This is a genomic window from Chelativorans sp. YIM 93263 (assembly GCF_028767125.1).
Lineage (GTDB): Bacteria > Pseudomonadota > Alphaproteobacteria > Rhizobiales > Rhizobiaceae > Chelativorans.
Map to the genome: position 1 here is coordinate 168,438 of NZ_JAKCWP010000006.1, position 25,811 is coordinate 194,248.

20 protein-coding genes and 1 riboswitch are annotated in these 25,811 nt (G+C 60.7%); of the genes, 7 read left to right on the top strand and 13 right to left on the bottom strand.

Going from position 1 to position 25,811, the window contains the following annotated elements; all coding sequences use genetic code 11:
• The first annotated feature begins 288 nt into the window (after positions 1-288).
• Positions 289-1,770, top strand: coding sequence for a SulP family inorganic anion transporter (locus LY631_RS13930; protein WP_274426076.1), 1,482 nt, complete (start codon positions 289-291; stop codon positions 1,768-1,770).
• Positions 1,771-1,783: 13 nt separating this feature from the next.
• Complete coding sequence (locus tag LY631_RS13935; RefSeq protein ID WP_274426077.1) at positions 1,784-2,632, top strand: universal stress protein; 849 nt, start codon at positions 1,784-1,786, stop codon at positions 2,630-2,632.
• Between the two features lie 76 nt (positions 2,633-2,708).
• Here the strand turns inward: LY631_RS13935 and LY631_RS13940 are convergent, their stop codons facing one another.
• Positions 2,709-3,335 (bottom strand): methyltransferase, encoded by a 627-nt coding sequence (locus LY631_RS13940; RefSeq protein ID WP_274426078.1) that lies wholly within the window; start codon positions 3,333-3,335, stop codon positions 2,709-2,711.
• A 220-nt stretch (positions 3,336-3,555) separates the two neighbouring features.
• Entirely contained in the window at positions 3,556-4,965 is a 1,410-nt protein-coding gene (locus tag LY631_RS13945) for an MFS transporter (RefSeq protein ID WP_274426079.1), read from the bottom strand.
• Positions 4,966-5,113: 148 nt separating this feature from the next.
• On the opposite strand from LY631_RS13945, the gene LY631_RS13950 reads away from it, so the two are divergent.
• Positions 5,114-5,740 carry a TetR/AcrR family transcriptional regulator gene (locus LY631_RS13950; RefSeq protein WP_274426081.1) on the top strand — a complete coding sequence of 209 codons (627 nt, stop codon included), beginning with the start codon at positions 5,114-5,116 and terminating at the stop codon, positions 5,738-5,740.
• Positions 5,741-5,744: 4 nt separating this feature from the next.
• Here the strand turns inward: LY631_RS13950 and LY631_RS13955 are convergent, their stop codons facing one another.
• From LY631_RS13955 to aztD, 4 genes are all read right to left on the bottom strand, one after another.
• On the bottom strand, positions 5,745-6,554 hold the full coding sequence (locus tag LY631_RS13955) for an ABC transporter ATP-binding protein (protein WP_274426082.1): 810 nt from the start codon (positions 6,552-6,554) through the stop codon (positions 5,745-5,747).
• The gene (locus tag LY631_RS13960; protein ID WP_445082888.1) at positions 6,551-7,612 is read right to left on the bottom strand and encodes a FecCD family ABC transporter permease; all 1,062 of its coding nucleotides are present in this window, start codon (positions 7,610-7,612) and stop codon (positions 6,551-6,553) included. The genes LY631_RS13955 and LY631_RS13960 overlap by 4 nt, the downstream gene beginning before the upstream one ends.
• Positions 7,609-8,622 carry an ABC transporter substrate-binding protein gene (locus LY631_RS13965; RefSeq protein ID WP_274426083.1) on the bottom strand — a complete coding sequence of 338 codons (1,014 nt, stop codon included), beginning with the start codon at positions 8,620-8,622 and terminating at the stop codon, positions 7,609-7,611. Before LY631_RS13965 ends, LY631_RS13960 begins: the two co-directional genes overlap by 4 nt.
• 137 nt (positions 8,623-8,759) lie before the next feature.
• A riboswitch (cobalamin riboswitch) is annotated at positions 8,760-8,951 on the bottom strand.
• A 177-nt stretch (positions 8,952-9,128) separates the two neighbouring features.
• On the bottom strand, positions 9,129-10,415 hold the full coding sequence (gene aztD, locus LY631_RS13970; RefSeq protein WP_274426084.1) for a zinc metallochaperone AztD: 1,287 nt from the start codon (positions 10,413-10,415) through the stop codon (positions 9,129-9,131).
• Between the two features lie 602 nt (positions 10,416-11,017).
• Between aztD and LY631_RS13975 the strand changes: the two genes are divergently transcribed.
• Positions 11,018-12,127 carry an FAD-dependent oxidoreductase gene (locus tag LY631_RS13975; RefSeq protein WP_274426085.1) on the top strand — a complete coding sequence of 370 codons (1,110 nt, stop codon included), beginning with the start codon at positions 11,018-11,020 and terminating at the stop codon, positions 12,125-12,127.
• Between the two features lie 11 nt (positions 12,128-12,138).
• Here LY631_RS13975 and LY631_RS13980 read toward each other — a convergent pair whose 3' ends face one another.
• On the bottom strand, positions 12,139-13,713 hold the full coding sequence (locus LY631_RS13980; RefSeq protein ID WP_274426087.1) for an MFS transporter: 1,575 nt from the start codon (positions 13,711-13,713) through the stop codon (positions 12,139-12,141).
• Between the two features lie 91 nt (positions 13,714-13,804).
• On the opposite strand from LY631_RS13980, the gene LY631_RS13985 reads away from it, so the two are divergent.
• Entirely contained in the window at positions 13,805-14,599 is a 795-nt protein-coding gene (locus LY631_RS13985) for a helix-turn-helix transcriptional regulator (RefSeq protein ID WP_274426088.1), read from the top strand.
• Between the two features lie 277 nt (positions 14,600-14,876).
• On the opposite strand, the gene LY631_RS13990 is transcribed toward LY631_RS13985, so the two are convergent.
• The 4 genes from LY631_RS13990 to LY631_RS14005 all read right to left on the bottom strand — a co-directional run bounded on the left by LY631_RS13990 (position 14,877) and on the right by LY631_RS14005 (position 20,429).
• Entirely contained in the window at positions 14,877-16,163 is a 1,287-nt protein-coding gene (locus LY631_RS13990) for a DUF2254 domain-containing protein (RefSeq protein ID WP_274426089.1), read from the bottom strand.
• Between the two features lie 39 nt (positions 16,164-16,202).
• Complete coding sequence (locus LY631_RS13995; RefSeq protein ID WP_274426090.1) at positions 16,203-18,002, bottom strand: alpha-amylase family glycosyl hydrolase; 1,800 nt, start codon at positions 18,000-18,002, stop codon at positions 16,203-16,205.
• 129 nt (positions 18,003-18,131) lie between these two features.
• Positions 18,132-19,187 (bottom strand): endonuclease/exonuclease/phosphatase family protein, encoded by a 1,056-nt coding sequence (locus tag LY631_RS14000; RefSeq protein ID WP_274426091.1) that lies wholly within the window; start codon positions 19,185-19,187, stop codon positions 18,132-18,134.
• 75 nt (positions 19,188-19,262) lie between these two features.
• A complete protein-coding gene (locus LY631_RS14005) occupies positions 19,263-20,429 on the bottom strand; it encodes an AI-2E family transporter (protein WP_274426092.1) in 1,167 nt (388 codons plus the stop codon).
• A gap of 324 nt (positions 20,430-20,753) precedes the next feature.
• On the opposite strand from LY631_RS14005, the gene LY631_RS14010 reads away from it, so the two are divergent.
• On the top strand, positions 20,754-21,569 hold the full coding sequence (locus LY631_RS14010; protein WP_274426093.1) for an alpha/beta fold hydrolase: 816 nt from the start codon (positions 20,754-20,756) through the stop codon (positions 21,567-21,569).
• 4 nt (positions 21,570-21,573) lie between these two features.
• The gene (locus LY631_RS14015) at positions 21,574-23,205 is read left to right on the top strand and encodes a PAS domain-containing hybrid sensor histidine kinase/response regulator (protein ID WP_274426094.1); all 1,632 of its coding nucleotides are present in this window, start codon (positions 21,574-21,576) and stop codon (positions 23,203-23,205) included.
• A gap of 224 nt (positions 23,206-23,429) precedes the next feature.
• Here LY631_RS14015 and LY631_RS14020 read toward each other — a convergent pair whose 3' ends face one another.
• Positions 23,430-24,980, bottom strand: coding sequence for a sensor histidine kinase (locus LY631_RS14020; RefSeq protein WP_338000437.1), 1,551 nt, complete (start codon positions 24,978-24,980; stop codon positions 23,430-23,432).
• Positions 24,940-25,800: a CheR family methyltransferase gene (locus tag LY631_RS14025; RefSeq protein WP_274426098.1), complete on the bottom strand. Its 861-nt coding sequence runs from the start codon at positions 25,798-25,800 to the stop codon at positions 24,940-24,942. Before LY631_RS14025 ends, LY631_RS14020 begins: the two co-directional genes overlap by 41 nt.
• Between the last annotated feature and the right edge of the window lie 11 nt (positions 25,801-25,811).

Sequence of the window (25,811 nt, forward strand, 5' to 3'; positions counted from 1 at the left end):
CGACCTCTGCCTGCCGGACAGAGGGGTAGGAATGAGCACGCTCATTGCGGCATTTTTGCAAGGCAGCCATGCAGCTACATCTACGGCTTTCAAAATAAGGCGTCGATGGTTAAAGGACGGGGTGTTGCGCTGCAACAACCATCTCCTCCTGCGGTCTCAATGTCGCGTGTCTCGCGCTTTCCGCTCACACCTGTGGAGCCGCGGCGCTGCGTGAGAGCGCTCCGACATCCCTCCTGGTTCCACTGCCTCGGCACTGGAGCGCTCCTTTGTATTAGAGGTTTCTCTTTAATGTTCTTTTCCAGGGTCCGCGATGAGTGGTTTGGAAACATTCGCGGTGATCTTCTCGCCGGGCTGGTCGTTGCCCTCGCCCTCATTCCGGAGGCCATTGCTTTCTCCATCATCGCTGGCGTCGACCCGAAGGTCGGCCTTTACGCGTCGTTTTCGATTGCCGTAATCATTGCCTTTACCGGCGGGCGCCCTGGAATGATCTCGGCGGCAACGGCGGCCACCGCCGTCCTCATGGTCACGCTCGTCAAAGATCACGGGCTGCAATATCTGCTGGCGGCGACGGTTCTTGCCGGCGTGTTGCAGGTCGCCGCCGGACTCTTCCGCCTCGGGGATCTGATGCGCTTCGTCTCGCGCTCCGTGATCACCGGTTTCGTCAACGCGCTGGCCATCCTCATCTTCATGGCCCAGATCCCGGAACTCGTCGGAGTACCACACATGACATATGTGATGGTGGCCGGCGGGTTGGCGATCATCTATCTGTTCCCGCGCCTGACCAAGGCAATTCCCTCGCCTCTCGTCTGTATCGTGGCGCTGACGGCGGTGGCTCTTTACTTCAACATGGATCTGAGGACCGTTGGCGACATGGGCGAGTTGCCTTCCACGTTGCCTGTTTTCCTGCTCCCAAACATTCCGATTAGCCTCGAGACTCTGACAATCATCCTTCCCTATTCAGCGGCGGTTGCCGTCGTAGGGCTACTCGAGTCCCTGATGACGGCCTCCATCGTCGACGAGCTGACGGACAGCCCGAGCGACAAGAACCGCGAATGTGTCGGCCAGGGCGTTGCCAACGTGGCGACCGGCTTCCTCGGCGGCATGGCGGGCTGCGCGATGATCGGTCAGTCCGTGATCAACATCAAATCCGGTGGACGCGGGCGCCTCTCGACCTTCGCCGCCGGCGTTTTCCTGCTCTTCCTGATCGTGGTACTGGGCGATTGGGTCAGCATCATACCGATGGCTGCGCTGGTTGCCATCATGATCATGGTTTCCATCGGCACCTTCTCATGGGCCTCGATAAAAAACCTGCGCGACCACCCGCGCCGCTCTTCGACCGTGATGATCGCGACCGTGGTGACCGTGGTCTTCACGCATAATCTCGCGATCGGCGTGCTTGTCGGGGTGCTCCTGTCGGGACTCTTCTTCGCATCGAAGGTGGCGCAGATCTTCCGCGTGTCCTCGACGCTCTCTGAAGACCGGAAAGAGCGTTTCTATGTGGTCGAAGGCCAGGTATTCTTCGCCTCGGCGGATGCGTTCGTTGAAGCTTTCGATTTCAAGGAAGCATTGGAGCGGGTCCGCATCGATGTCGGACGCTCGCACATATGGGACTTGACCGGCGTTGCCGCGCTCGACACGGTAGTCTTGAAGTTCCGCCGCGAAGGCACTGACGTCGAACTGACCGGAATGAACGAAGCGAGTGCGACACTCGTCGACAAGCTCGCCATCCATGACAAGCCCGGCGCATTCGAACGCCTCATGGGCCATTGAGGGAGGAATCCGCGTGTCCAAGATACTGGCCCTGGTCGATGGGTCGATCTATGCTGACAGCGTTTGCGGGATAACCGGCTGGGCGGCAACGCGAACCGGTCTTCCCGTCGAGGTCGTCCACGTCCTCGGACGCCGCATGTCCAGCAGTTTCGATCTCAGCGGAGGGCTTGAACCAGGCGAACGCTCCGCACTGCTGGAGGAATACACCCGCCTCGATGAACAGCACGGCAAGCTTGCCCAACAGAAGGGCCGCGCCCTGCTCGAGGCCACTAAGACGGCGCTCGACGGCGCCGGCGTTGCGAAGGTGGAAACAACCCTGCGCCGCGGAGACCTGTTGGAGGCGCTGGCCGATCTTGAGGTCGATACGGAAATCGTCGTGATCGGGAAACGCGGAGAAGCCGCCGATTTCGCCAAACTGCATCTCGGCTCAAACCTTGAGCGGGTGGTCCGCAGCGCGAAGGTGCCGGTCCTAGTGGCTGCGCGCGCCTACACCCCGTTCAACCATTTTCTCATTGCTTATGATGGCGGCAAAAGCGCCAATCGTGCTGTCGACTACGTCGTTGCCAGTCCGCTCTTGGAGGGCATGCGGTGCACCATCCTGTCGGTCGGTGCGGATACGCCCGAGAACCGTTCCCGGCTCGAAGCTCCAACCTTACGGCTCAAAAGCGCAGGTTTCGACGTTGACGCGCAGCTCTTGAATGGAGAACCGGAAGAGATCATCGGCACAAAGGTCGAAGCCGAAAACATTGGCTTGCTCGTCATGGGCGCCTACGGTCATTCCCGGATCCGCAGCTTGATCATCGGAAGCACCACGACCGAGATGGTGCGGCGCTGCAAAATTCCGGTCTTGATGTTTCGCTGATCCATAATCACGGGTGATTTCGGTACACGCCTACCAGCAGCGTAGACGAAAGAGCACTTCACTTCGATTTGCTTCCTCAGGCAGCGAGACGGTCGGCCGAGCAGCCAGCGACCTTGAAGACCGCCATCTGGCTTGCGCCGCCATAGGCGGGATGCCGCCCGGCGATATCCTGGAAAACGACATCATAGCCGTTTCTCAAGGCAACACCGCGTGCCCACTGCTGGAATTTTATCCGATCCCATTCGAAGCGATGGTCGGGGTGACGAAATCGGCCGGACGGAACGCCGAGCAGCGGATTGAACTCCGCGTTCGGCGTCGTCACGACCACGCCACCCGGGCGCATGTGGCTAAAAATGGCCTGTTCCAAGGTCGACAATCGGTCGGGCGCGATGTGCTCGATCGTCTCGATCAGGATGGCGAGATCAAACCCGGTCAGCCCGGAATGTCTCTCGATCATCGAGCCGAGAACAAGATCGACCCTTGCCGTTGCTTCCTCTTTCATTGCGCTCAACCGTGTGCGAAGGCGGCCGAGGGAGACATGGCAGAGATCGATGCCGACGATGCGCTCTATCTGCGGTTCCAACACCAGACGGACGAGCAGATCGCCATCGCCGCACCCAAGATCAAGCACGCTGGTCGCTCCGCTCTCAAGGACGATCTGGCGCACCGCCTCCAACCGCTGCTCATGCAACCATGTTGTCATGCGCTACCTCCGCAAAGCCGATGTCTCTGCATCCGAGCCAGATGCTCACGACCAACGCAGTCCTCAATGTCAAGCGCACGCGGCTCTCGAACCTTCCCGGCGAGCCGACGGTCAGACCCAAAAATACTTGTAGGATGATTGCCTCTATCAGTGATCGGGGAAAAATCAAGAAAACATCTTCATCTGAATGCATCCGCAGGGACACGTGTAAGGGTGTTGATCAGGCTGCGGTTCCGGTTAGCCGCCATGCCGCCCAGGCGCCCGCAAGCGCAAGTGGCAATGCGGCAACGAATACCCAGACCGAGACGGATTGCGCCGAGGCCAGCGTCAATCCGTAGCCAAGTCCTGCGAGGTTTGCCGCCACGCCGGCAATCGCGGCGCCAACGGCGGCGCCCGTCTGCCTGACCGCGATGAGAGCGGACGAGCCGATCGCACGATCCTCGTCGGCAAGCGCGCGCAGAATCCGCCGATTCGTGAGGCTTGAGGAAAGGCCGAAGCCAGCGCCGATCACGGCAGCTCCAACGATTACGGCACCGGGTTCCGCTTCCCGCATCAACAACGCCAGGAGCGCGACGCCTGCCAGGATACAGCTACCGCCAAGCCGGATCCAGCGGCGCTCACGCTCCTGTGAGGCGCCGGAAACGGCGAGGCCGACAACGGTCCATGCCATCGCCTGGACCGCAACCACATAGCCTGCCGAAAGCGGAGACAAACCCCGCACAGTCTGAAGAATTGCGGGACCATAGACGATGAGTCCCATTGAAGCCGCCGTCAAGGCAAACAGAGACGCATAACCGGATCCGCAGATCGTCTTCAGATTGCCCGCCCCGCGCGGCAGAAGGCGCACCGGCGCACGCCCGTCTATACGCAAAACGAGACCAACGCCTGTAAGGCCTGCCAAAACCAGAAAAGCAGCTGCCGTCGCTGATGACGCCGCCATATCGGCAAGCGCGATCGCGCTAACACCCAAGCCAAGGACGCATAGCTGGCGCCAAGGGACACCCGGCGTGCGCTCCGACGATGTGGTCGGATTTTTCAAGAGCCGGACCGAGGCAGCCGAGAACAACAATGCCTGCAGGGTAAAGATCCAGAAAACGGCCCGCCAGTCTCCGGCCTGCGCAAGCAGTCCACCTATCAAAGGGCCAAGTACCGTGGCAACGCCCCAGATGGCCGTTGCCGAGGCGAAGACGCGCGCAAGATGCCGCTCGGGAAAAACGAGAGCCGCGGCGACCATGACAAACCCAGCAATCCAGCCGCTGCCCATCCCCTGTAGCAGACGGCCTGTCAGAAAGACGCCCATGTTTGGTGCCGCAGCACTCAGGATACAGCCGGCAGCCAAGATCAGACCCGCAAGAGCGGTGGCCGTTCGTAAGCCCAGGATCTCCGAAAGCCGACCGGCACTGGCAACCGCCAGAACCGTTCCCACCAGAAACCCGGCCACGGCCCATCCGAAATAAGTATGGCCGCCAAGTTCGCCAGCCACGCTCGGCATGATCGTCGCCGTGATCAGACTCTCGACCGCACCCAGCCACACGCCAAGGCAGATCAGTACGAATCGCGGTAACCGCCCTTCCGACAGAAGATCTCCCCAGCCGGATTCCGCCGCTTGCTGCATTCTGCAAGTGCTCATTGTGCTATGTCTCGTTGGCCACGCCGTCAGTTCGAAGAATACCGGAAAGGACGGTGATTTCGGCTGGAGCGCCAATATGCTTATGTTGCCGCCCTTTTATGATACATACGTATCATAAAATCGAGATGCAAGCCTGTAAGAGGGAACCGTGCCGAAAACAGTCGATCACGAAGAACGTCGCGCACAGATTGCCGATGCCCTTGTTCTATTGGCTGCGCGTGAGGGGCTGCATACCGTGACGATGCGTGCGGTAGCGGCCGAAGCAGGCGTCTCGCTCCGCCTCGTACAGTACTACTTCAAATCTAAAGGACAGTTGATGCAAGCCACCCTGCAGCGTCTCGAACGGCGGAGCCAGGAAAGGTGGGACAATCGACTGGCGCGCCTACAGCAGCCCGTGGACTTGCGTGACTACCTCGAGGCTTTTCTAGCCGAGGCTCTGCCCGAAGATGGCGAAAGTCGCACCTTTCATCTTGTCTGGACCTCGTATGCCATCCTGGCGATGACCGATCCCGAACTGTCGGAGCAGCCTTTCGTTGAGGGACCCAATCGTCTCGAGCGACAACTCGCGGATGCCCTGAAGCAAGGACGGGCCGCAGGCAAACTTGCCGCGGATCTCGATCCTGCGTACGAAGCCGCGCGGCTGCTGACGCTTAGCCATGGGCTCGGCACGAGTGTACTGGTGGGCCAGCGCTCGGCGGAGAACGCGATGTCCATCATGCAGCAGCACCTCGACGAGTTGTTTCAGCGAACTCGGGAGGAGAGAGCACTCTCTTGATAATTCATCCTTCCACCCGCAAGGAATGAACCCTGCCGCTTGCGATTGAGGTCTCGAGAGGCACGAAACGCATGACGCTGGTGCCATCTTCGGGGTCGTGCAGAAATCGCGCTCTCACCCGGAACACCTCACGCAGAATATCGACAGTAAGAATGTCGGAAGGCTCGCCCAATGCGACCATCCGGCCGCGATGAAGCACACAGACCCGATCGCATTCCATTGCCTGATTGAGATCATGCATGGCGATGACCGTGGTCACCGGCAGTTTGCGGACGAGCCGGAGAATGCTCATCTGGTGCTCAATATCGAGATGATTGGTCGGCTCATCGAGCAAAAGCAGCCGTGGCTCCTGAGCGAGCGCACGCGCAATGTGAAGCCGCTGACGCTCGCCACCCGAGAGTGTGTGCCACAAGCGCTCGGAAAATGATGTCATATCCACGGCTGCAAGAGCCTCCGATACGATTTCATCGTCATGCTCCGACCAGGGCTGCGGCGCCGAAAGCCAAGGCGTGCGACCAAGCTCAACGGCGTCGCGTGCGCTCAGACGCTCTCCAGTCTCCGCCTGCTGTTCAACAAGCGCGAGCCGTTGGGCGGCCTCTCTCCGCGAATAGGCATGCAGCGGTCGACCCTCCAGAAACACCTCGCCGTCGTGCGGCGGCAGAATACCCGGCAGAAGGCGCAGTAGGGTCGACTTGCCCGATCCGTTAGGCCCAATCAGGCCGAGCGTCTCACCTTCAATCACATTGAGGGTGATGGAATCGACGATCGGCTTACCCCGGATACCCCAACCAAGGTTGCGCGTGGAAAGGATCATCCCGCCCTCCGCGCACGCACGAGAATGATCGCGAAGGCTGGTGCTCCGACCAGGGCGGTGACAACGCCGATCGGCAGCACCTGACCGGGTATAATCGTCCTCGAAACGATGTCGGCCAGCACCAGAAAAATACCTCCCGTTACCGCCGCGACGGGCAAGAGGCGGGCGTGGCGGACACCAACCAAAAAACGGGCGGCATGCGGGATGACGAGGCCGACGAAGCCGATCGAGCCAACGATGGAGACCATGCAGGCCGTCATCAAGGCGACCGCGCCTATAAGGATAACCTGCACCCGGCGAACCGGCACGCCGAGAGAGGCAGCCGAATCCGCCCCGAAGGCAAAGGCATCGAGCTCGCGACGATACCACAGGCACAGGAGTACGCCGCACAGCGCCACCGGAACGGCGAGGCGCACGTCGGGCCAGCGTACAGCGCTGAGATTCCCGAGGAGCCAGAACATGATCCCACGCACCTCCTCTGCGCTCGCCGAATGGGTGATAATGAAAGAGGTGAGCGCATTGAAGAGTTGTGAACCGGCTACACCGGCCAGAATGATATGCCCCGCCGCCATTCGCGTCGTCCCACCACCAGCGGCGCGGGCGAGAAGAGCGACAAACGCGAAGGCGACTATCGCGCCGGCGAAGGCTCCAAGCGAGACGCTCAGCACGCCGGCACCAAGGCCGATCACCAGGACACCGACAGCGCCGGTCGAGGCGCCGGCCGAAATCCCGAGAATATAGGGGTCGGCAAGCGCATTTCTGAGAAGCGACTGCAGAACGAGACCAGAGACGGCAAGCGCCGCACCGCAGCTAAGGGCAACGATTGCACGCGTCAGGCGATAGTTCCAAACGATACCTTCATCGATCGGGGCGATCGGGTGAGCGCCGCCGAAGAGCCGGTTTCCGAGCGTCGCGATGACGGTCTCGAAAGGAATGTTCGTCTCGCCGATCGCCGTCCCCAACAGGATAGCGGCCAGCATCGCCAAGGGCACAACCGCGAAGGGCGCCAAGCGACGCAGAGCGGGGCGTCGCGGAAAGCTGGCCGCGGACAGCGTCATTGCAACAGCGTCGAGGCTTCCAGCGCCTCGACGATCGTTTCCATGCCGTCGAACATGCGCACAGACGCGTGAACGGCATGGGCATCGACGACAACGATCCGGCCTTCCTTGACCGCAGTCATCTGACTTGTCACAGGATCGGAGCGCAGAAATGCGATCTTCTTTTCGTGATTGTCGGCTGCATAGCGGCGACGGTCCATACGCGCGATCATGATCACGTCGGGATCGGCGCGTGCAATGGTCTCCCAGCCGACCGTTGGCCATTCCTCGTCCGATTCGATAACGTTGCGCATGCCGAGCGCGTTCATCATGAAGGCGGGGATGCCGCGTTGTCCGGCGACGAAGGGATCGGAGCCGTCCTGCGCGCTGGAAAACCAGAAGACGCCTGTCACATCACCGAGAGCGAGCGCAGTGGCATCCGCCATGGCTTCCTCCTGCCGCCCGCGGAGCTTGGCCGAGAGCGCCTCACCACGCTCCTCGACATTGAAGATGGTGGCAAGCTCTTCCACGGCCTGATAAACCGTACCGACGGAAAAGTCCGTTGAGCGCACGCCATCGCCCGCGCGATTGTCCTTGCCGAGGCAATCGGCCGGCATGACATAGGTCTGGATGCCGAGTTCATGGAGTTGCTCGCGCGTGCTGACCGTCCCCTGAACGCCAACCTGGCTTCCAAATTGCGCAACAACGAGCTGCGGATGCTTCGCCACAACACTTTCGAGACTTGGCTCGTTGTCGGCCAGGCGCGGGACGTCCGCATTCTCTTCGGCAAACTCGCCGGGAATGTCATTGAACCAGACCGAGGTGCCGACGACCGCGTCGCTGAGACCCAGCGCATAGAGCATCTCGGTGGCCGACTGGCCGACCGTCACCACACGTTCCGGCGGTGCATCGAACGTAACTTCGGAGCCACAATTCTCGAGCGTCAGCGGGTAGTCGGCTGCCGCAGCTGGAGCTGGCTGTGTGAAGGCGGGCGTGACGGCAAGAAGAAAGGCAAGTTGTTCAAACTTCACTGGACGATCCCTCCGATCGGATAATCCGGCGGATGGGGTGCAGGCGAAGGATTTCGGAAGTCGCTAGCCACGGTTGAAACTCTCACCATGACCATTCGAACAACAGATACCGCTTCTGACCGGGCACCCCGCCGGTGTTAACGTTCAAGCTGTCGGTAGGTCTCCTGACTGACGGGTCGCTGCATCTCCCCTCCTTCCCGAACGCATGCGTCCAGTGGAACTGGGGATCGCTCGCCGCCTACAGTTGCGGGGGCAGTTTCGTTTAACGGCTGGAGCCGTCGCGAATTCCCTGTTACTTCCTTACGGAAACCGACACGCTATTCGTAGATGAGCGCACGCAATCGGGCAATCCTTGGCGACGCAAAACTTGGCGACATGATCTCTCGATCGACCGATCTTCCAAGGCAATCTTTCTGGTGCAGGTTTTATCGCTGCACATGGCCATGCGGCTCCCACATCTGTTGAAAAATGACGGTCCGAGGGGGGACCGGACCGCCCTGCAGCCCTCAGTCGTGACGATGCTCTTCGGCCTCGTCATCCTCATGCGCATGGTCGTGGCTGGCGGAGGCCTCGTGATCGTGGTCGCCGTCGTCATCGACCGCGCCGGTTCCGCCGACCGAGACGATGTTGAAGGGCTTGCCCTCAACTTCGATCTCTCCGGCCTTCTCGAGACCGTCGCGTTCAACGAGATGGAGCTTCCCGGCAAGCGGATCGGTGACGACGACGTGATCACCGGCCACCGCCACGCGCGGGCGCGGATCGCTCCAGTGACCGTCCATCGAATAGGGTTCCGTCAGCGAGGCCGTGTTCACGATCTTGCCGGCAAGCACATCGATCTGATGCAGCGCGCCATCCTCGGTGAAGACATATGCGAACTTGGCGCGAATGGGATCGACGGCGAAATGAACCCGCCGCGTCAGCAACTCAACGAGACGGAAAGCGTCGTCGTCCATCGGGTCAATCAGCACGACGGCGCTCGCACCGTAATTGCCCAGGAAATACTGCAATCCCCGCCCGCCAATCAGTATCGTGACCTTGCCTTCCGGCAGGTCGTCGGAATAGGCGAGCTGCTCGATGTGCGGTTGGTTATTCTGTGACTGAACGATGAGGAGGCCCTTGGCACAGGCGAACGCCATAATGTTGCCCGTGGAAGCCTCACCATGAAGGTCGGGGCACTCATGGAGATCGCCGATGGCCTCGCCCGACATCGCCAGAACCCTCACACCGACGGGCAGGTTGGACGGGTCTTCCGGATGGGGCTCGGTGATCAGAACGTGGTTTGCAAAAGCCGCCGCCGCGCCATGGTGCGGCGCCCCACTGTCGAATTCAAGGACCTCGGCCGAGCCATCGAGAATAGCGCGTTCAGTGGTGGTCATAGCCCTGCCATCGCCGTCGAAAAAGATGGCGATGTCGCCACCGTGTTCAACGAAATGGGACGGCTTGCCGCCCTCGAAGGCGACATCGAGCAGGCGCGCATCCTCGACCTCGATGTCGGCATGATCCCCGTGATCGTCAAAGGAGATGCCGCTGGCGATCGCCGTAACCCTGTCGGCCGCGCCCTGGACGGCAAAGACTGTCTCACCGCTGTCGGAGCGGTAGAGAGATGCTGGACCGTGGATATCGAAAGAAGCAAGTGTCTCGCGCGCGTCCGGATCGACCACGGACACGACGCCGCGCTCATGATCGGAGACGAAAAGGCGCCAGGCGGTCACCCCCTCATCGGCAAGCGCCGGACTCAAGAGCGCCGTCAATAGCAGCGATGCTCCCAGGGCTTTCAACCCATGATGTGTCATCGATATCTCCTTCTTTCGGTTGATCTCTATTGGCGAGCGCGTACGCGTTCGTGATCGTGCATGTGACGCATCACGGGGATCGAAGCGGCGCGGGGTCCGTCACGGGCTCAGCATGCCCGCTATGCCAATCACGACGACTTGCCGGAGCCGTTCGCCCCCACCACTGCTGATCAGCCGTCCGTGCTGGAGACAGCCATAGCCAAGTCTCAGGTCGCGAAAAGTCGGACAGGCCATCATTCATCCATTCCCACCCACGAGCTACGCTCACGACGGCCGAATATGTTATGTTATTACGTTCGTCAATAACCACGTAATGCTATTACACAGCAATCGCACGGCAGTGGGAGCCAATATGCGCAACGCTTCCGCCAAGGAACGGCTGGCCGGAGACGTCGAGCGGGCCGCCACCCAAGGCTGGACGGGTTCTTCTTCACCACCTAAGTTGAACCGTGGATTCCGTTCTCATGAACAGTCCCGAGCAGATTGCAAGGAACTGGGCAGGACGCGTCTTCTCTTGATGAAGTACGTTTTAACACGGGCAGCGACGACGGCTGGTCGAGCTTCGGCTTGTGTGCCATGCCTGCCGAAACACAGGACTGCTTATGTCTGAGCCCCAACCTGCCACCACCGAGCCGACCGCCGTCATCAAGGTTCAGATCGTGGTCGTTGGCGCCGGCCAAGCTGGGCTCTCAGCCGCCTATCATCTGAAGAGGCGGGGCTTGGCCCCGCATAAAGACTTCGTGGTTCTTGACAGGTCACCGGAGCCGGGCGGCGCATGGCAGCACCGGTGGCCTTCGCTGACGCTCAGCACCGTAAATCGCATTCACGACCTGCCGGGACTGCCCTTTTCCGAGACGGTCAACACCGACGCAACCGAGGTGCAGGCCAGCACCGCCGTGCCGGCCTATTTCGCTGCCTACGAGAAAAGGTTCGCGCTTCCCGTCTACCGGCCGGTAACCGTAAAGGTCGTTTGCGGCCGAGGCGACCGCTTCAGGATTGAAACGGACCGCGTCCAGTTCTCCGCACGCGGGCTCATAAACGCCACGGGAACCTGGGAGAGCCCCTATATTCCCGACGTCCCCGGGCGCGAGCAGTTCAAGGGCAGGCAGCTGCACACGAAGGACTACCGCACGGCCAATGAGTTCAAGGGCCAGCATGTCGTCGTCGTGGGAGGTGGCATCTCGGCGATCCAGTTGCTCGACGAGATCTCTCAGGTAACCACGACAAGTTGGGTCACGCGGCGGCCTCCGCGATTTCGGCAGGGTCGCTTCGACGCTGAGGCCGGCCGCGCCGCCGTGGCAATGGTGGAAGACCGGGTGCGCCGCGGCCTGCCGCCCGCGTCCGTCGTGTCTGTGACCGGGATTCCCGCCACTCCCGTCATTGAAGAAATGCGGGCGCGCGGCGTTTTGAACCGGCTTCCCATGTTTAGCGAGGTTGCGAGGGACGGCATTCGCTGGCCGGACGGAAGAGCGCTTCGTGCAGATGTGATCCTCTGGTGCACCGGCTTTCGCAGCTCGCTCGACCACCTCGCGCCACTGATGCTGCGCGAGGAAGGCGGGGGCATCACCATGACGGGCCGTCTGGCGACACAGGTCGCCAAGGACCCGCGCGTGCATCTGGTGGGCTATGGCCCCTCCGCATCCACCATCGGTGCAAACCGTGCAGGCGGGGCTGCCGCACGAGAGCTTTTGGCATTGCTGGATCTTGCATGAAGATATCGAGCCTACTGATCGCCGCCAATAATTCCGATGTGCCGCAGTGCGACAGCCGACAGCACCGCAAGCGCGACAATGCCGATCATGGCCACAGTGGCCGAAACACTGAGCCCGGAGACAAAGGCTGCCTTCGCGTGATCGACCAGCGACTGTGGGACCTGTTCGGAAGCCGATGAAACCGCCCAGAGGCTGTCTTCAGCCGCACGCACGACGCCCGCTGGCAGATCGGCCGGGATGTGCTCAAGAATAGCACTGCGGTACACCGCCGTGGTGAGACTGCCGAGCGTGGCGACACCCACCGCCACTCCGAGTTCCTGAACGGTTTCCGACATAGCCGAAGCGGAACCGGCTTTTTCGGGTGGTGCGGTGCTGACCACGAGATCCGTGCCTAACGCGGCGATTGTGCCGAGGCCGAGATAGACGAGCGAGTAGCCAGCCACGACCAATTCGATGCCGGCCATGTGCGGAAGCAGTGCCAGCAGTGCATAGCCCACCGCCGACAGCCCGAGCGCACCGGCCATGACGAAGCCCGGACGTACGCGCCGTGCGAGGAGCGGGGCCGCCACTCCCGCCACCAGCATCATCAGCGCCGGCGGGCCCAACCACAGGCCGGCCGCAACCGGCGCCAGCCCCATCACCAGTTGCAGATATTGCGTGACCAAAAGCATGGCGCCGCCGACGGCCACGAGGCCAATGAGCAGGATGCTCAAGGCCACGCTGAAGGCGCCGTTCCGGAAGAGGCCGACATCAAGCAACGGGTCCGACAGAAGGCGCTGCCGCCTGACGAAGACAATCCCGAAGACCACACCGAGCATCAGCGCAGCCACCGTGCCGAGTGAGAGGCCGGCCTTCGCGCTTTCCTTGACGAAATAGATCACCGGCAGGATGGCGGCGAGCGAGAGCATCACGCTGAGAAGGTCGAAGCGCCCGCTCTTACGCGCGCGATATTCCGGCAACAATAGCGGTGCCGAAATCAGCACGACAGCCACCACGGGAACCGCTACCAGGAAGGCGGAGCCCCACCAGAAACGCTCAAGGAGTATGCCCCCGACCAGCGGCCCCGCCGCCATCCCGAGTGCGAACATGGTCGCCCAGACACCGATCGCCAGCGAACGCTCGCGCGCGTCGGGAAACATGTTGCTGATCAGCGCCAGCGTTGAAGGCATCAGGGTCGCGCCGGCCAAACCCAGTACAGCACGTGCCGCGATCAGCATGCCGGCACTGGTGGAATAGGCGGCCAGGACCGAGGCAAGGCCGAAGGCCGCACTGCCGATCATCAACAGGCGCCGGCGGCCAATCCGGTCGCCCACGGTGCCCATGGTGATAAGGAAGCCGGCGATCATGAAGCCGTAGGCATCCATGATCCACAACGCCTGGGTGCTGCTCGGCTTGAGGTCCGCCGCGAGCGCCGGCAGCGCGAGATAGAGCAGCGTCACATCCAGCCCGAGTAGGGCCGTCGGTAGCGCCAGGACCGCGAGCCCGCCCCATTCGGCCGGTCCGGCCTTCTGCCGGCACTCAAAACCGGTCTTTTCTGAACGCGCCGCCGGGACGTCGATGAGGTTCTGATCGCAATCGATGGACATGCCGCCTCCTTTTGAATCGGAGGGCTTTCTCTCATCGAATTTTAAGTGTTACAATCTAGCTGTTTATGCTGTTACAAAAGGCAACACTGTCATGTCCGCCCGAACGCTCGAACGCACCCGAACGGACCTCTCGGCGTTTCTGCGAAAGCATCGCGAGCGGCTGACGCCCGCCGATGTCGGATTGCCGAGCAGCGGCCGCCGCCGCACCCCAGGTCTGCGGCGCGAGGAGGTCGCTGCACTGGCCGGTGTCGGCATCACCTGGTACACATGGCTCGAGCAGGGGCGCGAGATCGGCGTGTCGGAGGATTTTCTCCTCCGGCTCTCGAAAATTTTGAAGCTCGACGATGCCGAGTGCTGCCATCTCTTTCTCCTGGCGCATCAGCGCCCTCCGCCGCCGGCGGCACATCATTGGCCGTCCGTCTCGCCGCACGTCCAGCAGATGATGGACGATCTTACGACGCGGCCGGCCTATGTCACCAATTTGCGCTGGGATGTCATTGCCTGGAATGCGGCGGCCGATCGCCTGTTCGGCTTCTCCGGCAAGGAGCCCTCCGCACGCAACATGCTGCGCATGGCTTTCGCCGATCCCGATCTGCGTCGGCGGCTCATCGCCTGGCGCAGCGAAGCCCCGCGCCTGCTGGAGAACTTCCGGTGCGATCTCGCGCTCGTGCCTAAGGATCCCCCCATGCTGTCACTCATTGAGGACCTGAAAAAGCTCTCCCCTGACTTCCGACGCTGGTGGGAGGCCACGCCCCAACACACTCCGTGCCGTGGCTTTGAGACCATTGCCACCGGATCCCGTTCCACCTCATATCAGCACGAGGTGTTCACCGTGGACGAGCACCGGCACCTGCGCATGGTGGTGTACTTCGCATCGAGCGTGTAGTCATAGCGGTGCAGTCAGCGTCGCCATCACCCGCCCAACGCTTCCTGAATGGAAACGGTTCTGCCCATGTAGCAGATGGTGACGCGCAGCGGCGTTGAGGCATCGCCGCTTCGCTACCCCGAAGGCCTTGGTCTAATCTCAGCCGAACGCAACAGAGGCGGGCAGCGCCGCTTTCCCCCGTTCGATGCCGCGCCGGATTGCATTCATTGTCTTTGCGCAGCGCGTAGGCTTAAGTCTGGACCTGTGGAAGCGACGACAACTGTTCGGCGATCCGCGACTACATCTCTAGCCGAGCGCGTGCGAGAGCACCGCGCTTTTTCAATGCATCCAGATCAACGGCATCCTCGATGGACCTTGAGCCAGCTGCAAGCACCAGTTCAACGTGCCTTAGAAGCGCTTCGCGGTGCTCTTCACGGCGAACCTGCTCCGCTAACAATACCAGCGCCGTCATCAGCCGGATAAGGACGGCAGGTTGAGTTGTCGATTGCCGTATCTGATTGAAGGCCGCGTCGACGATCCCGTCAAAGGTGGTGACTTTGCCTGTTACCCGGATGGTCCCATCCTCATCGCTCCAGGCCGTCTGTGCTCGGCCGCGGCGCATGACGAGCGCCAGTGAAAGCGCGAGCCGATCGATCGCCGCAACGGCCGTAAAGGGATCGTTGATCCCCGGCGAGAGTGCTCGCAGGGCAACTTCGACCAACTGCCGAACAGCGAATTCGACGTCCTGGGTGGCAGTTCGCTGATTGCCGATGACGACATACTCCGAAATGTTGTCCAGCATCTCTTCGTCCAACGCAGAAACGTCATGAACCCGCCCATGGTCTCCCTGCGCAAGGAGGAACTGCCCTGGGCGGAAGCCCAGATCGATGACGGCACCCGCCTTACGCGCACAGGAGACCAGTCCCTTATAGTCTATGGCCTGCACATAGCCGCCATTCGGTAAACTCAGATTGATGCCTCCCTGGAGCGGCGGCCGTTCGTGCTGGAGGCTGTCGACCTTCGCCTCGGGCAGCAGCCCAAGGATGGCTGCATCGAGATCGCGCCCGACCCGCTCGATAACCGTGTCGGAAACGATCGACCGCGCGAGATGATGGACGAAGAGCAGCAGCAAGATCACGCACACCAGCACAAGCGCGGTCGCGATCGTTATAGCCAGATGAGGCGCGCCGCCGTCCTGACGGCCATCGTTCAGAAGGCGGAGCACAAGGATAAGATAGAAGACCGTAGCCAGGAAAAAGCCCAGCATGAGTTGCGTTGGCACGCTGGCCATGAAATTTCGGATCAGTCGCGGTCCGAGCTGGCCAGCCGCCAGAACCAGGACCACCATGGTGATTGAAATCACCAGTGTAGCCATACTGATCATCGCGGGAAGAAGTGCCGAAAGCAATGTCGATGCGTCCTCGGCACTGCCACTGTGCAACCACCGGGTGGCGGTACCTCCCGTATCGACGTCGATAGATGACGCAGACCAAGCGAGCAGGACGGCACCGAAAACCATCAGGCCGGGAACGAACCACAAGCTGGTGCTAACGCTCTCCCACAAGGTCCTAAAGCGAGCAATCACTATAAGCTCCAGGTCGTATAAGCATCTTAGATGGCCCGGCTACTCGTCCTGCGAGAAAATGAGTGCGCTGTAGGGCCCGACCGCGATCTCTCCTGACCACGCCAGACCGTCGCATTCGCCGGGTTCAGCGATGGCATCATGGCTGGAGAAATCACCGAAATCGGCACTGTAGCCGACCCAATCGGTGTTTAGGCGGAGTTTCCAGAGGCCTTGACGGGGAAAGCCAATGTGGTGGGCCTCTCGCGGCGCGTGGCTGAAGCTCGCGACAACAACCACATCATCCCCTGGCCCACTTTCCGCCGACCGATGGAAGGTGAGAAGCTTCCGCTCTTCGTCGATGCGAAGGATCTTCATATTGCGTCCGAGCAGGCCTCGGGTGACGGCAGAATGGTTGAGGCGGAGACGAATGAGGTCGCGATAGAGCCGAACGATGCCGCTGAATTCGTCGCTCTGATCCCAGTCGAGCGGCACGGTGTCCTGGAACCACTCGCCCTGCAAAAATTCCTGGCCCTGGAAGAGCATCGGAATGCCCGGCGCAGTAAACGTCAGCGCCGCCCCGAGGGTCGAGCGCTTCTGTGCCGCCCAGTGGGAGGAATCGTCCGGAGCGATCTCATGGGGAACGCGCGCCCGGCCATTGGCCACCTCGTCGTGCGATTCAGTATAAACCACCCGCTGGAACGGATCGCCGTTGTAGGAATGCTGGAGCGCATGGGCGACTGTCGCCATGTGGCGCGCTTCGTCGTCACCGGCGATCAAAACCTGGCGGATGGGGTGCACGAACTCCGAGTCCCATTGAGCGCCGAAGGCCGCACCGCCTTGCTCGACCGCCGCTGTGATCTCCGCCTTGTTGCGCAGGTCCTCGGCTATGGTTATGCGGCCCGGAAAGCGTTCGCGGATCTCGCCGTTGATCCACTGCATAAGGCTCCAGCCTTCCGGAAGGGCGTCGCCTTCGTCTGCCTCATCTCCACGCACGTTGCGGATATAGAGCGTCATGTCGAAGCGCAGCCCGTCGAGGTGGTATTCCTCGAGCCAGAAGAGGGCGTTGTCCCGGATGAACTGCCGTACCTCGCCGCGGCCGTAGTCAGGGCGTGTCTCGCCCCAGGGGGTTTCGCTGCGCCAGTCATTGTAGAAGTAGATTCCGCCCTTGCCATCTTCACTCCAGCCGTCGAACTGCCAGAGATCGAGGTCGCTCGGGCCGAAGTGGTTGTAGACCACGTCGAGGATCACCGCGATTCCGTACTGGTGCGCCGCCTTGATGAAGGCCTTCAAACCGTCCGGCCCGCCATAGGCGCTCTCGACGGCAAAGATGTGAGCGGGATTGTAGCCCCATGAGATGTCGCCGGCGAACTCCATCGCCGGCATGATCTGCACCGCGTTCACGCCCAACCGCTTCAAATGCGCGAGCTTTTCGATCGCGTCTTCGAACGTCCCCGGCTGTTCCTCGCTCGGGCGATAGAACGTGCCGATATGCATTTCATAGATGACCATCTCATTCCAGGTCGGGGTCTGGAAGTCGACATCATGCCAATTGTCGTCCGGCTCCACGACAATTCCGTTGCCGACGGAGCTCGTCACTGCACGGGCATATGGATCGATGCGCGACAGGATCTGCTCACCATTACGTATCAGGAACCGATATTCGTCGCCGGGTTTTACTCCGGCAACATCGGCGTACCAGATCCCATCCCCCTCCGCCGCCATTGTGACTTCATCATCCGACCAGCCATTGAATGAGCCGGTGACAAATACCGCGTCGGCATGCGGCACCCACACACGAAATGCGACGCCGTCGTTGTGGGCGATGGCGCCCATTCCCTTCCGGACAACTGGCTCGGACATGGAAAACCTCCGCGGCACCGACGCACTATCCGGAACGCTGGCCGGACACGACGGCATATCCGAACAGCCGGCGAGCCGTTTGGTTCCGATGCTGCTGACGGTCGCCACTGCTCGGAAGCCGCCGAATGTCTAGTTCGCAGTCTTGCCCTCGGCGATCTTTTCTTGAGCTTCTGCGTAGTTGGCCTGGTCGGCTTCCGGTGCTTCCTGCTCTTCGGTCGCGCTGGGGCTGTAATGCAGTTCCGCGAGGACCGGGAAGTGATCTGAACCGATATCGCGCAGGCGCTGCAGGCGGACAAGCGTGTACGAGGCGTCGTGAAATATGTGGTCCAGAGGCCACCGAACCAGAGGGTAGCGGGCAGGGAAAGTACTGAACATACCGCGCCCGCGTCGCGGATCGAGAGTATCACTGATGCGCTGGAAGAGACGTGTGGTGTGGGACCATGCGACATCGTTGAGATCGCCCGCAACGATAGCGGGCCGGTTCTGCGCCTTCACCTGCTTGCCCACGATCACGATTTCAGCGTCCCGCTCCTCGGTATCGGCTCGTGGCTCCGGCGGTCGCGGGTGCACGCCGAAAAATTTGATCCAGCGGCCGGATCGCAAGCGCACGGAAGCACGAATTGAGGGCACGTCCTCTTCCACCAGGAACCGCACTTCGGGCGAACCAAGTTCCAGTTTTGAAAACAGGTGCATCCCGTAGTGGTTTTCTTGTGGTTGCTTAACGGAATGCGGATAGTCGCCGTTCAACTCGCGCAACTGCTCGTCCCACCAGGCGTCGGTCTCCACCGCCAGGATGATATCCGGCCGGGTTTCCTGCACAAGAGCCAGAAACCTGTGAGCGCCACGGTTCTCCATCAAGACATTCGCGATCAGCAGGCGGACTGAGTTTTCCGCGTCTGCACTGTCAGGAGCCCTCGAAACTTCTCGGGGCGCCAAAACCGTATAAGGGAATATCCGAAAACTCTGGTAGCCGAGGGAACCTGCCAGAGTGATCAGGAAAATGGAGTCCCATGTGCCTTCCGCTCCATAGAGGAACAGGTAGACGCACAGCACAATGGCGCTCGCGAAGGCGATCTGCAGGCGCGGAAAGTCCGCCCCACGAATCCACCACTTCGCACTTTTCACGAACGACAGTAGCGTCACTGCGACGAGCAGGCATCCGGAAGCGACGAGAATGGATTTCATCAGCGTTGAGAATCCGCCTAAGGGTGCTTCAGGTTGAATGGATCCATAAGCCTAGCATCGTATGTCTGCAGGAACCTAGGGCGATTCAGCGGTTTTGTTCTCCTCGTCTTCCTGCGCCTGCGGCACGTCGCGCCCAGCCAGGAACTCTCCTAAGGCCGCCAGGCCATCAACGTGATCGGCGAACACCTTCAGAGTAACGAGTAGCGGAACAGCGATCAGCGCGCCGACTATTCCCCACAGCCAGCCCCAAAACGCGATCGCCAAGAAGATCACGACCGGGTTCATCTCAAGCCGGCGACCGATGACCAAGGGGGTGACCAACTGTCCCTCGACCGTGGTGCAGGCAAGATAGATCAGCGGCGCAAGGAGCGCGGGTCCGATTGCATCGAAGGACACGAGGGCGACCAGACCAACAAGCACCACGCCGAGCAAGGCTCCGAGATAAGGAATGAAGTTCAACAGCGCGGCCAGCACGCCCCAGAGCACGGGATTGGGCATTCCGATCGCAAACATACCCACCACGACAGCGGCGCCGAGACCGACATTGATGAGCGAGATCGTAAAAAGATAGCGCGAAACATCCCGTTCGACCGTCCGCGCAATTCGCAATCCGCGCTTCTTGTCCGAGAGCGTGGGCAGCGATTTTACCAGCTTCTCATAGAACATATCGCCAGAGGAAAGCAGAAAGAGAAGCAGAATAAGGGTGACACCGATCTGTGCGGCGACCTCGGGCACTCCGGTGGCGGCGCGGCTGATGAGACCCGGCTCGCTTAGCACGACACGCTGCGCTTCCGGATTCTCGGACTCGGCGAGTTGCTCAACCTGCTCGGACGCATCCACCACCGCTTCCACAGGGCGGCGCAGTGTCGCGATACGGTCTTGCACTTCGCGGCCGATGCGCGGCGCGTCCTCGATCCATTGCGAAACCGGGCCGCTGAGGGAGTAAAGCGCGGATGCGATGATTGCAGAGAGTACGACCACGAGCAGTATCGCGGTGGCCCATTCAGGAACGCCTCGCCTGGCGAGAGATCGTACCACCGGCCCAAGAACAAGGGCGAAGAGGAAGGCAAGCACTACGGGCAAGAGGAAATCACGCCCGAAATAGAGCGCCACGACCAGAATGATCAGAAAGGTGCCGATCCCTAGCCCCTTCAGGGTCTTGTCAACGACAATGACCTGGGGTTGTTCGGTCGAACGCTCATGGGACGGCGCCGCCGCTTCGTCGCGCTCTGCTTCCTGCATGGAATGCACCTGTTTGCTGAAGCCCTAACTCGTAGGCCGGCGAAGCGTTGCCCTCAACTTTATCGTGGCGAATGGTTTCGTTCCAATTGCGAGTTTTGCCTCACCACAAGCTGGCATAGATTTGGTCTATTGTTGGTGGACCAAGCGGTACCTTCCCGGCACTTTACCAGAGCAGATAACCGCAACGCGAGCGGGTAAGTGCCATGCCGACGCTGTCCATCGATTGAACAATGCGCCGCTTGGCCCTATTTCCCGTTTAACGAACGAGATCATCTTCGCTGTGCGAACAGTTGGTCTCCAGTGGGCACGAGAGGGAGTCTGTTTTTGGGTGTACTGAGGCGGAACAACGTACAAATTATGGGCTCCGGCCAGAAAGCAATGGTTTTCGCCCATGGCTTCGGCTGCGATCAGAACATGTGGCGCTTTGTCTGGCCTACTTTTGCCGACGAGTACCGCATTATCCTGTTCGACCATGTCGGTTGCGGCGGCTCCGATTTGAAGGCCTACAATGTTGGCAAGTATGCCTCTCTCGAAGGCTATGCTGATGACCTTATCGAGATTTGCCGCGAGCTCGACATCACGCATGGCATCTTCGTCGGCCATTCGGTAAGCGCCATGATCGGAGCCGTTGCCTCCATTCAGGCGCCCGAGCTCTTCGACGACCTCGTCATGATCGGTCCTTCGCCTCGCTACATCGACGACGAGGATTATACCGGCGGCTTCAGCGAGGCGCAGATCGAAGAACTCCTCGATTTTCTCGACGACAACCACATGGGATGGTCGCAGGCCATGGCCCCCGTCATCATGGGCAATCCCGACCGGCCGGAACTCAGCGCGGAACTCACCAACTCCTTCTGCATGACGGACCCGGAAATTGCCAAGCGCTTCGCCCGCGTTACCTTCCTTTCCGACAACCGCGCCGACCTTGCGCTGGTTACCGCTCGCGCCCTCGTGCTTCAATGCTCCGAGGACGTGATAGCTCCTCAGGCTGTGGGTGCATATGTCCACCAGTGTCTGCCCAACAGCGCCTTCGTCCTCCTGCAAGCCACCGGCCATTGCCCCAACCTCAGCGCACCGGAGGAAACGATCTCAGCCATGAAGACATTTCTTGAGGCTAGGGATCGCGAGCGCCAGATTTGAGTCCATGAGCCGGGAGATCGACGACCTCGACGATCTGTTCGAAAACGCTCCCTGCGGATATGTCTCGGCGGGACCCGACGGGCGTATCACCAGGGCTAACAGCACCTTCGCCAGTTGGCTCGGCCGTGAGCCTTCCGAGTTCGTCGGGCGGCGATTTCAGGATTTCCTGAACATTGCGGGGAAAATCTACTACGAAACCCATTTCGCACCGCTCATGCGCATGCAGGGCTTTTTCAATGAGGTGGCCCTCGACCTGGTGCACGCCGACGGCAGCAGGCTTCCGGTACTCGTCAATGCCGTGGAGCGCCGCGACCAGGAGGGCGCGCTGCGCTTCGTCCGTATCACCATCTTCAACGCATCCGACCGCCGCCGCTACGAGCGCGAACTGCTTGAGGCCCGCCGCGCCGCCGAGAACGCCAATGCCGAGCTCCAGAAGCTCAACCACACACTGGAGGAGCGCATCGCCGAGGCCGTCGAGGCGCGAATGAAGTCGGAAGCAGCTCTCCGCCAGGCCCAGAAAATGGAAGCCGTCGGTCAGCTCACAGGTGGCATTGCCCACGACTTCAACAATATGCTGGCAGTCATCCTCTCCGCGCTCAACCTCCTCGAACGCCGCCTCGCAAAGGGGGAGGACATCTCCCGATACATCGCCGCGGCCAAGGATGGCGCCGCCCGTGCCGCGGCAGTGACGCAGCGCCTACTCGCCTTCTCACGTCAGCAGACGCTCGCTCCCGAGCCGCTTTACGCAAATCAGATGGTGGCGGAAATGTCCGAGTTGCTCCGCCGCACGCTGGGCGAGGCGGTCCGGTTGGAGACGGTGCTTGCCGGCGGGCTCTGGCAGATTTTGACGGATAAAAATGTGCTCGAGAACGCCATTCTCAATCTGGCTATCAACGCACGTGATGCCATGACTGAAGGCGGCCGGCTCACCATCGAGACCGCCAATTGCCACCTGGACGAGGCCAATGGCGCCGAGCACGATGTAGAGCCGGGCCAGTATGTGATGGTTGCGGTCACGGACACGGGCACCGGCATGACACCCGACGTTGTAGCCAAGGCGTTCGATCCGTTCTTCACGACCAAAGGGCCGGGAAAGGGCACAGGGCTGGGGCTGAGTCAGGTTTTCGGCTTTGTGAAGCAGTCCGGAGGCCACATTAAGATCTACTCCGAGATCGGCCAGGGCACGTCAATAAAGATCTATCTGCCCCGATACTATGGTGCGGCCGAGACGCGGAAGCGTTTGGAAGCCCGAACGCTCGCCCGCGGCGCGGACTCCGAGGTGGTGCTTGTCGTGGAGGATGACGAGCAGGTGCTGGCGCTCACGGCCCAAATGCTGCGTGATCTCGGCTACGGCGTGATCGAAGCGCGAGGGGGAGAAGAGGCGCTTGCCGCGCTCTCCGCTCACCCTGAAATCCGGCTGCTTTTCACGGATGTGGTGATGCCCGATATGAACGGCCGCCGCCTCGCCGAGAAGGCGCTGGAGCGCCGGCCAGACTTGAAGGTCCTTTTTACAACCGGCTATACGCGGAACGCTGTGGAACACAACGGCGTGCTCGACCCCAGCGTCAACCTGTTGCAAAAGCCAGCCTCTCTAGAGCAACTGGCTGTGAAAATCAGAACAGTACTGGATGGCTAGGGCTATCCGCAAGGTTCCCCTTCTCATCGCCCTCATTGTCCCGCCTCCACGCGCGTCTCGATCTCCAGACGGTAGCCACCGCCCTGCCGGCGCTAGCGATTGGCGATCAGGTCCTTGACCGAAGCGACCGGGCGTTAAGAACAATCTTTTCTGGCGCTGCGGCCTCATCCGCGCGCCAAATGGGGCGGGCGTCCACGGTGCCGCAAGTTTTGGAGAGGCATCCTTTATTCAGCGCTCGTGACAGGACGCTCCATTTCGCTTTTATCAGCAGATCCTGCGGAGGCACGTGAATGTCGATCTGTCAGTCTTTCCCTTGGTTCGTTCCTCATCGGGGTCACGTATGCATTCTGATGGGAAAGCGCGAAGTTAAACTCCCAAAAAATCCCATCGGGATTATAGGCCATCTGTGCGGTGCCCCCCTCAGCGGAGGTGCTCCGTTCAATGAGATTGGAGCCGAAGCCTCTTCGCGATGAAGGGGTTTTCGCAAATGCCACTCCGCTCTCCGCCCATTTGACCTGTAACAGATCGCCGGCGATATCCCAGCTCAGTTCGATGTGACCGCGTGGCGTTTCCAGTGCGCCATGTTTCTGAGCGTTCGTCACAAGTTCGTGCAGGATCAGCCCAAGATGCAGCGACAGTTGCGGGGAAAGGTGCACTTCGGGACCCGAAACCGACAACCTGTCTCCCTCTATGGCTCTCAGGTGTTGCTGATCTCGAACCAACTTCATCAGGCTGGTACCCTGCCAGTTCGCTTCGCTGAGTAGGGAATGGGCGCGCGCCAGCGATTCCAGACGCCCGGCGAAGCTTGCATTGAAGTCTTCCGGATTTTGGGAGTGGCGCAAGGTCTGGCTGGCGATCGCCTGCACGGTCGCAAGCGTATTCTTCACGCGATGATTGAGTTCGCCGATGAGCAACTGCTGTGTCGCTTCAGCGCGTTTGCGTTCCGTTACGTCCAGGATCTGAGCGTTGACCGACATCAGATTGCCGCGCCAATCCGCAAGCACCGATATATACCACTCGCTCTCGATTACGCTGCCGTCCCGACAAGTATTCCGGCACGAAAATATGCTCCCCGGCTCGCCTTCCGCCAGGATCTTCGCAGTCACATCGCTTAACCGCGCGACATCCTCCTCTTGCAGCCACTCCAAGTCGACCACTTGTCGCCCGAGCACCTGCTCAGCGTTCCAGCCGAACATGCGCTGTGCGCTCTTCGACCATGACTTGAAGCGGAATTTGGGGTCGAACTCGACGATGGCCAAAGGAGAGTTGTCGCTGTGCGCCTGGAGGACGCTGAGGGCATTGGACAGTCTTTCCGCGCTGTGGCGCAATTCGTCGCGCTGGCGTGCGACCTCCTGTCGTTGGCGGGCAAGCTCGAAGAAAACCTCGGCCTTATTGCGAAGCATCTGCGGGTCGATCGGTTTCAGCAGATAATCGACAGCGCCGGCCTCATAGCCGCGGAAGCGGCGCCGCTCGTCCGTTGCGACGGCGGTCAGGAAAATAATCGGCACGCTACGCGTGCGCTCGGTGCTGCGCATCAGCTCCGCGAGCTCAAAGCCATCCATTTCCGGCATCTGCACATCGAAGATGGCAAGGGCGAAGTCGTGGACCAGAAGCATTTCGAGCGCTTGCCGTCCGGAACGCGCCTTGAACAATTCGAGCCCGTCGCGACGGAGCAGCCCGTCGAGAGCCAGAAGGTTCTCCTCGACATCGTCCACCAGTAGGAACTTGACGCTTTCAGACGACTGCATGGTCCACCTTCCCGGCAAGCATGTCATGCGGCGCCTTTCGGTAAATTCGCTCCTGCTGGACGAATTTTCTGAAGGTCTCGCTATGGTTGGAAAAGTGCAGGCTTTCCTTTGTCCCGAGCGCCAGGAAGCCGCCGTATGCGAGCGAGTCCTTGAACAGACCGATCGCGCGGTCCTGTAATTCCCTGTCGAAATAGATGAGCACGTTCCTGCAGGAGACGAGGTTCACCTCCGCGAAAACAGCATCCGACGCGAGGTTGTGCTCGGCGAAAACTGTTCTGGACCGAAGTGTCTTGTCGAAGACCGCGGCGCCATAGGCCGCCGTATAATACTCCGACAACGAGACCTTGCTTCCGGATCGTCGATGATTTTCGGTGAAGAGCGGGATGCGGTCCAGCGCGTAGATCCCCGCTTCGGCTTTCCGCAACGAGTTCGGATTTATGTCAGTTGCATAGAAAATAGTCCGCTGGTGGAGACCCTCTTCACGGAAAAGTATGGCGAGCGAGTACAGCTCCTCGCCGGCGGCGCACCCAGCTACCCAGACCTTCAGGGAAGGATAGGTTTTCAGATGCGGTACTACCGTCTCCCGCAGGGCGCGGAAAAAGGACGGATCCCGAAACATTTCGCTGACCTCCACCGTAAGCTGATTCAGCAGGTCCGGGACGATGGACGGATCGTGCAGCACCTTGTCCTGCAACTCGGAAAGGCTGCCGCAATCGAAATGCTGTTGCGCCCGCTTTAGTCGGCGCGTAATCGACGAGCTGGAATAGCCTCTAAAATCATAATGATAGCGTTGGCGGATCGCCTCAAGCAGTAAATGAATCTCGATTTCCTCCGTCGACTTCGGCATGTTTGATAATC

Excerpts from the sequence above, each read along its gene's own strand:
- LY631_RS13975 (WP_274426085.1), top strand. The coding sequence starts at position 11,018 with ATGTCTGAGCCCCAACCTGCCACCACCGAGCCGACCGCCGTCATCAAG.
- aztD (WP_274426084.1), bottom strand. The coding sequence starts at position 10,415 with ATGACACATCATGGGTTGAAAGCCCTGGGAGCATCGCTGCTATTGACG.
- LY631_RS14025 (WP_274426098.1), bottom strand. The coding sequence starts at position 25,800 with ATGCCGAAGTCGACGGAGGAAATCGAGATTCATTTACTGCTTGAGGCG.
- LY631_RS14000 (WP_274426091.1), bottom strand. The coding sequence starts at position 19,187 with ATGAAATCCATTCTCGTCGCTTCCGGATGCCTGCTCGTCGCAGTGACG.
- LY631_RS13980 (WP_274426087.1), bottom strand. The coding sequence starts at position 13,713 with ATGTCCATCGATTGCGATCAGAACCTCATCGACGTCCCGGCGGCGCGT.
- LY631_RS14005 (WP_274426092.1), bottom strand. The coding sequence starts at position 20,429 with ATGCAGGAAGCAGAGCGCGACGAAGCGGCGGCGCCGTCCCATGAGCGT.
- LY631_RS13945 (WP_274426079.1), bottom strand. The coding sequence starts at position 4,965 with ATGAGCACTTGCAGAATGCAGCAAGCGGCGGAATCCGGCTGGGGAGAT.
- LY631_RS13955 (WP_274426082.1), bottom strand. The coding sequence starts at position 6,554 with ATGATCCTTTCCACGCGCAACCTTGGTTGGGGTATCCGGGGTAAGCCG.
- LY631_RS13995 (WP_274426090.1), bottom strand. The coding sequence starts at position 18,002 with ATGTCCGAGCCAGTTGTCCGGAAGGGAATGGGCGCCATCGCCCACAAC.
- LY631_RS14015 (WP_274426094.1), top strand. The coding sequence starts at position 21,574 with ATGAGCCGGGAGATCGACGACCTCGACGATCTGTTCGAAAACGCTCCC.
- LY631_RS13960 (WP_445082888.1), bottom strand. The coding sequence starts at position 7,612 with ATGACGCTGTCCGCGGCCAGCTTTCCGCGACGCCCCGCTCTGCGTCGC.
- LY631_RS14020 (WP_338000437.1), bottom strand. The coding sequence starts at position 24,980 with ATGACATGCTTGCCGGGAAGGTGGACCATGCAGTCGTCTGAAAGCGTC.
- LY631_RS13940 (WP_274426078.1), bottom strand. The coding sequence starts at position 3,335 with ATGACAACATGGTTGCATGAGCAGCGGTTGGAGGCGGTGCGCCAGATC.
- LY631_RS13985 (WP_274426088.1), top strand. The coding sequence starts at position 13,805 with ATGTCCGCCCGAACGCTCGAACGCACCCGAACGGACCTCTCGGCGTTT.
- LY631_RS13930 (WP_274426076.1), top strand. The coding sequence starts at position 289 with ATGTTCTTTTCCAGGGTCCGCGATGAGTGGTTTGGAAACATTCGCGGT.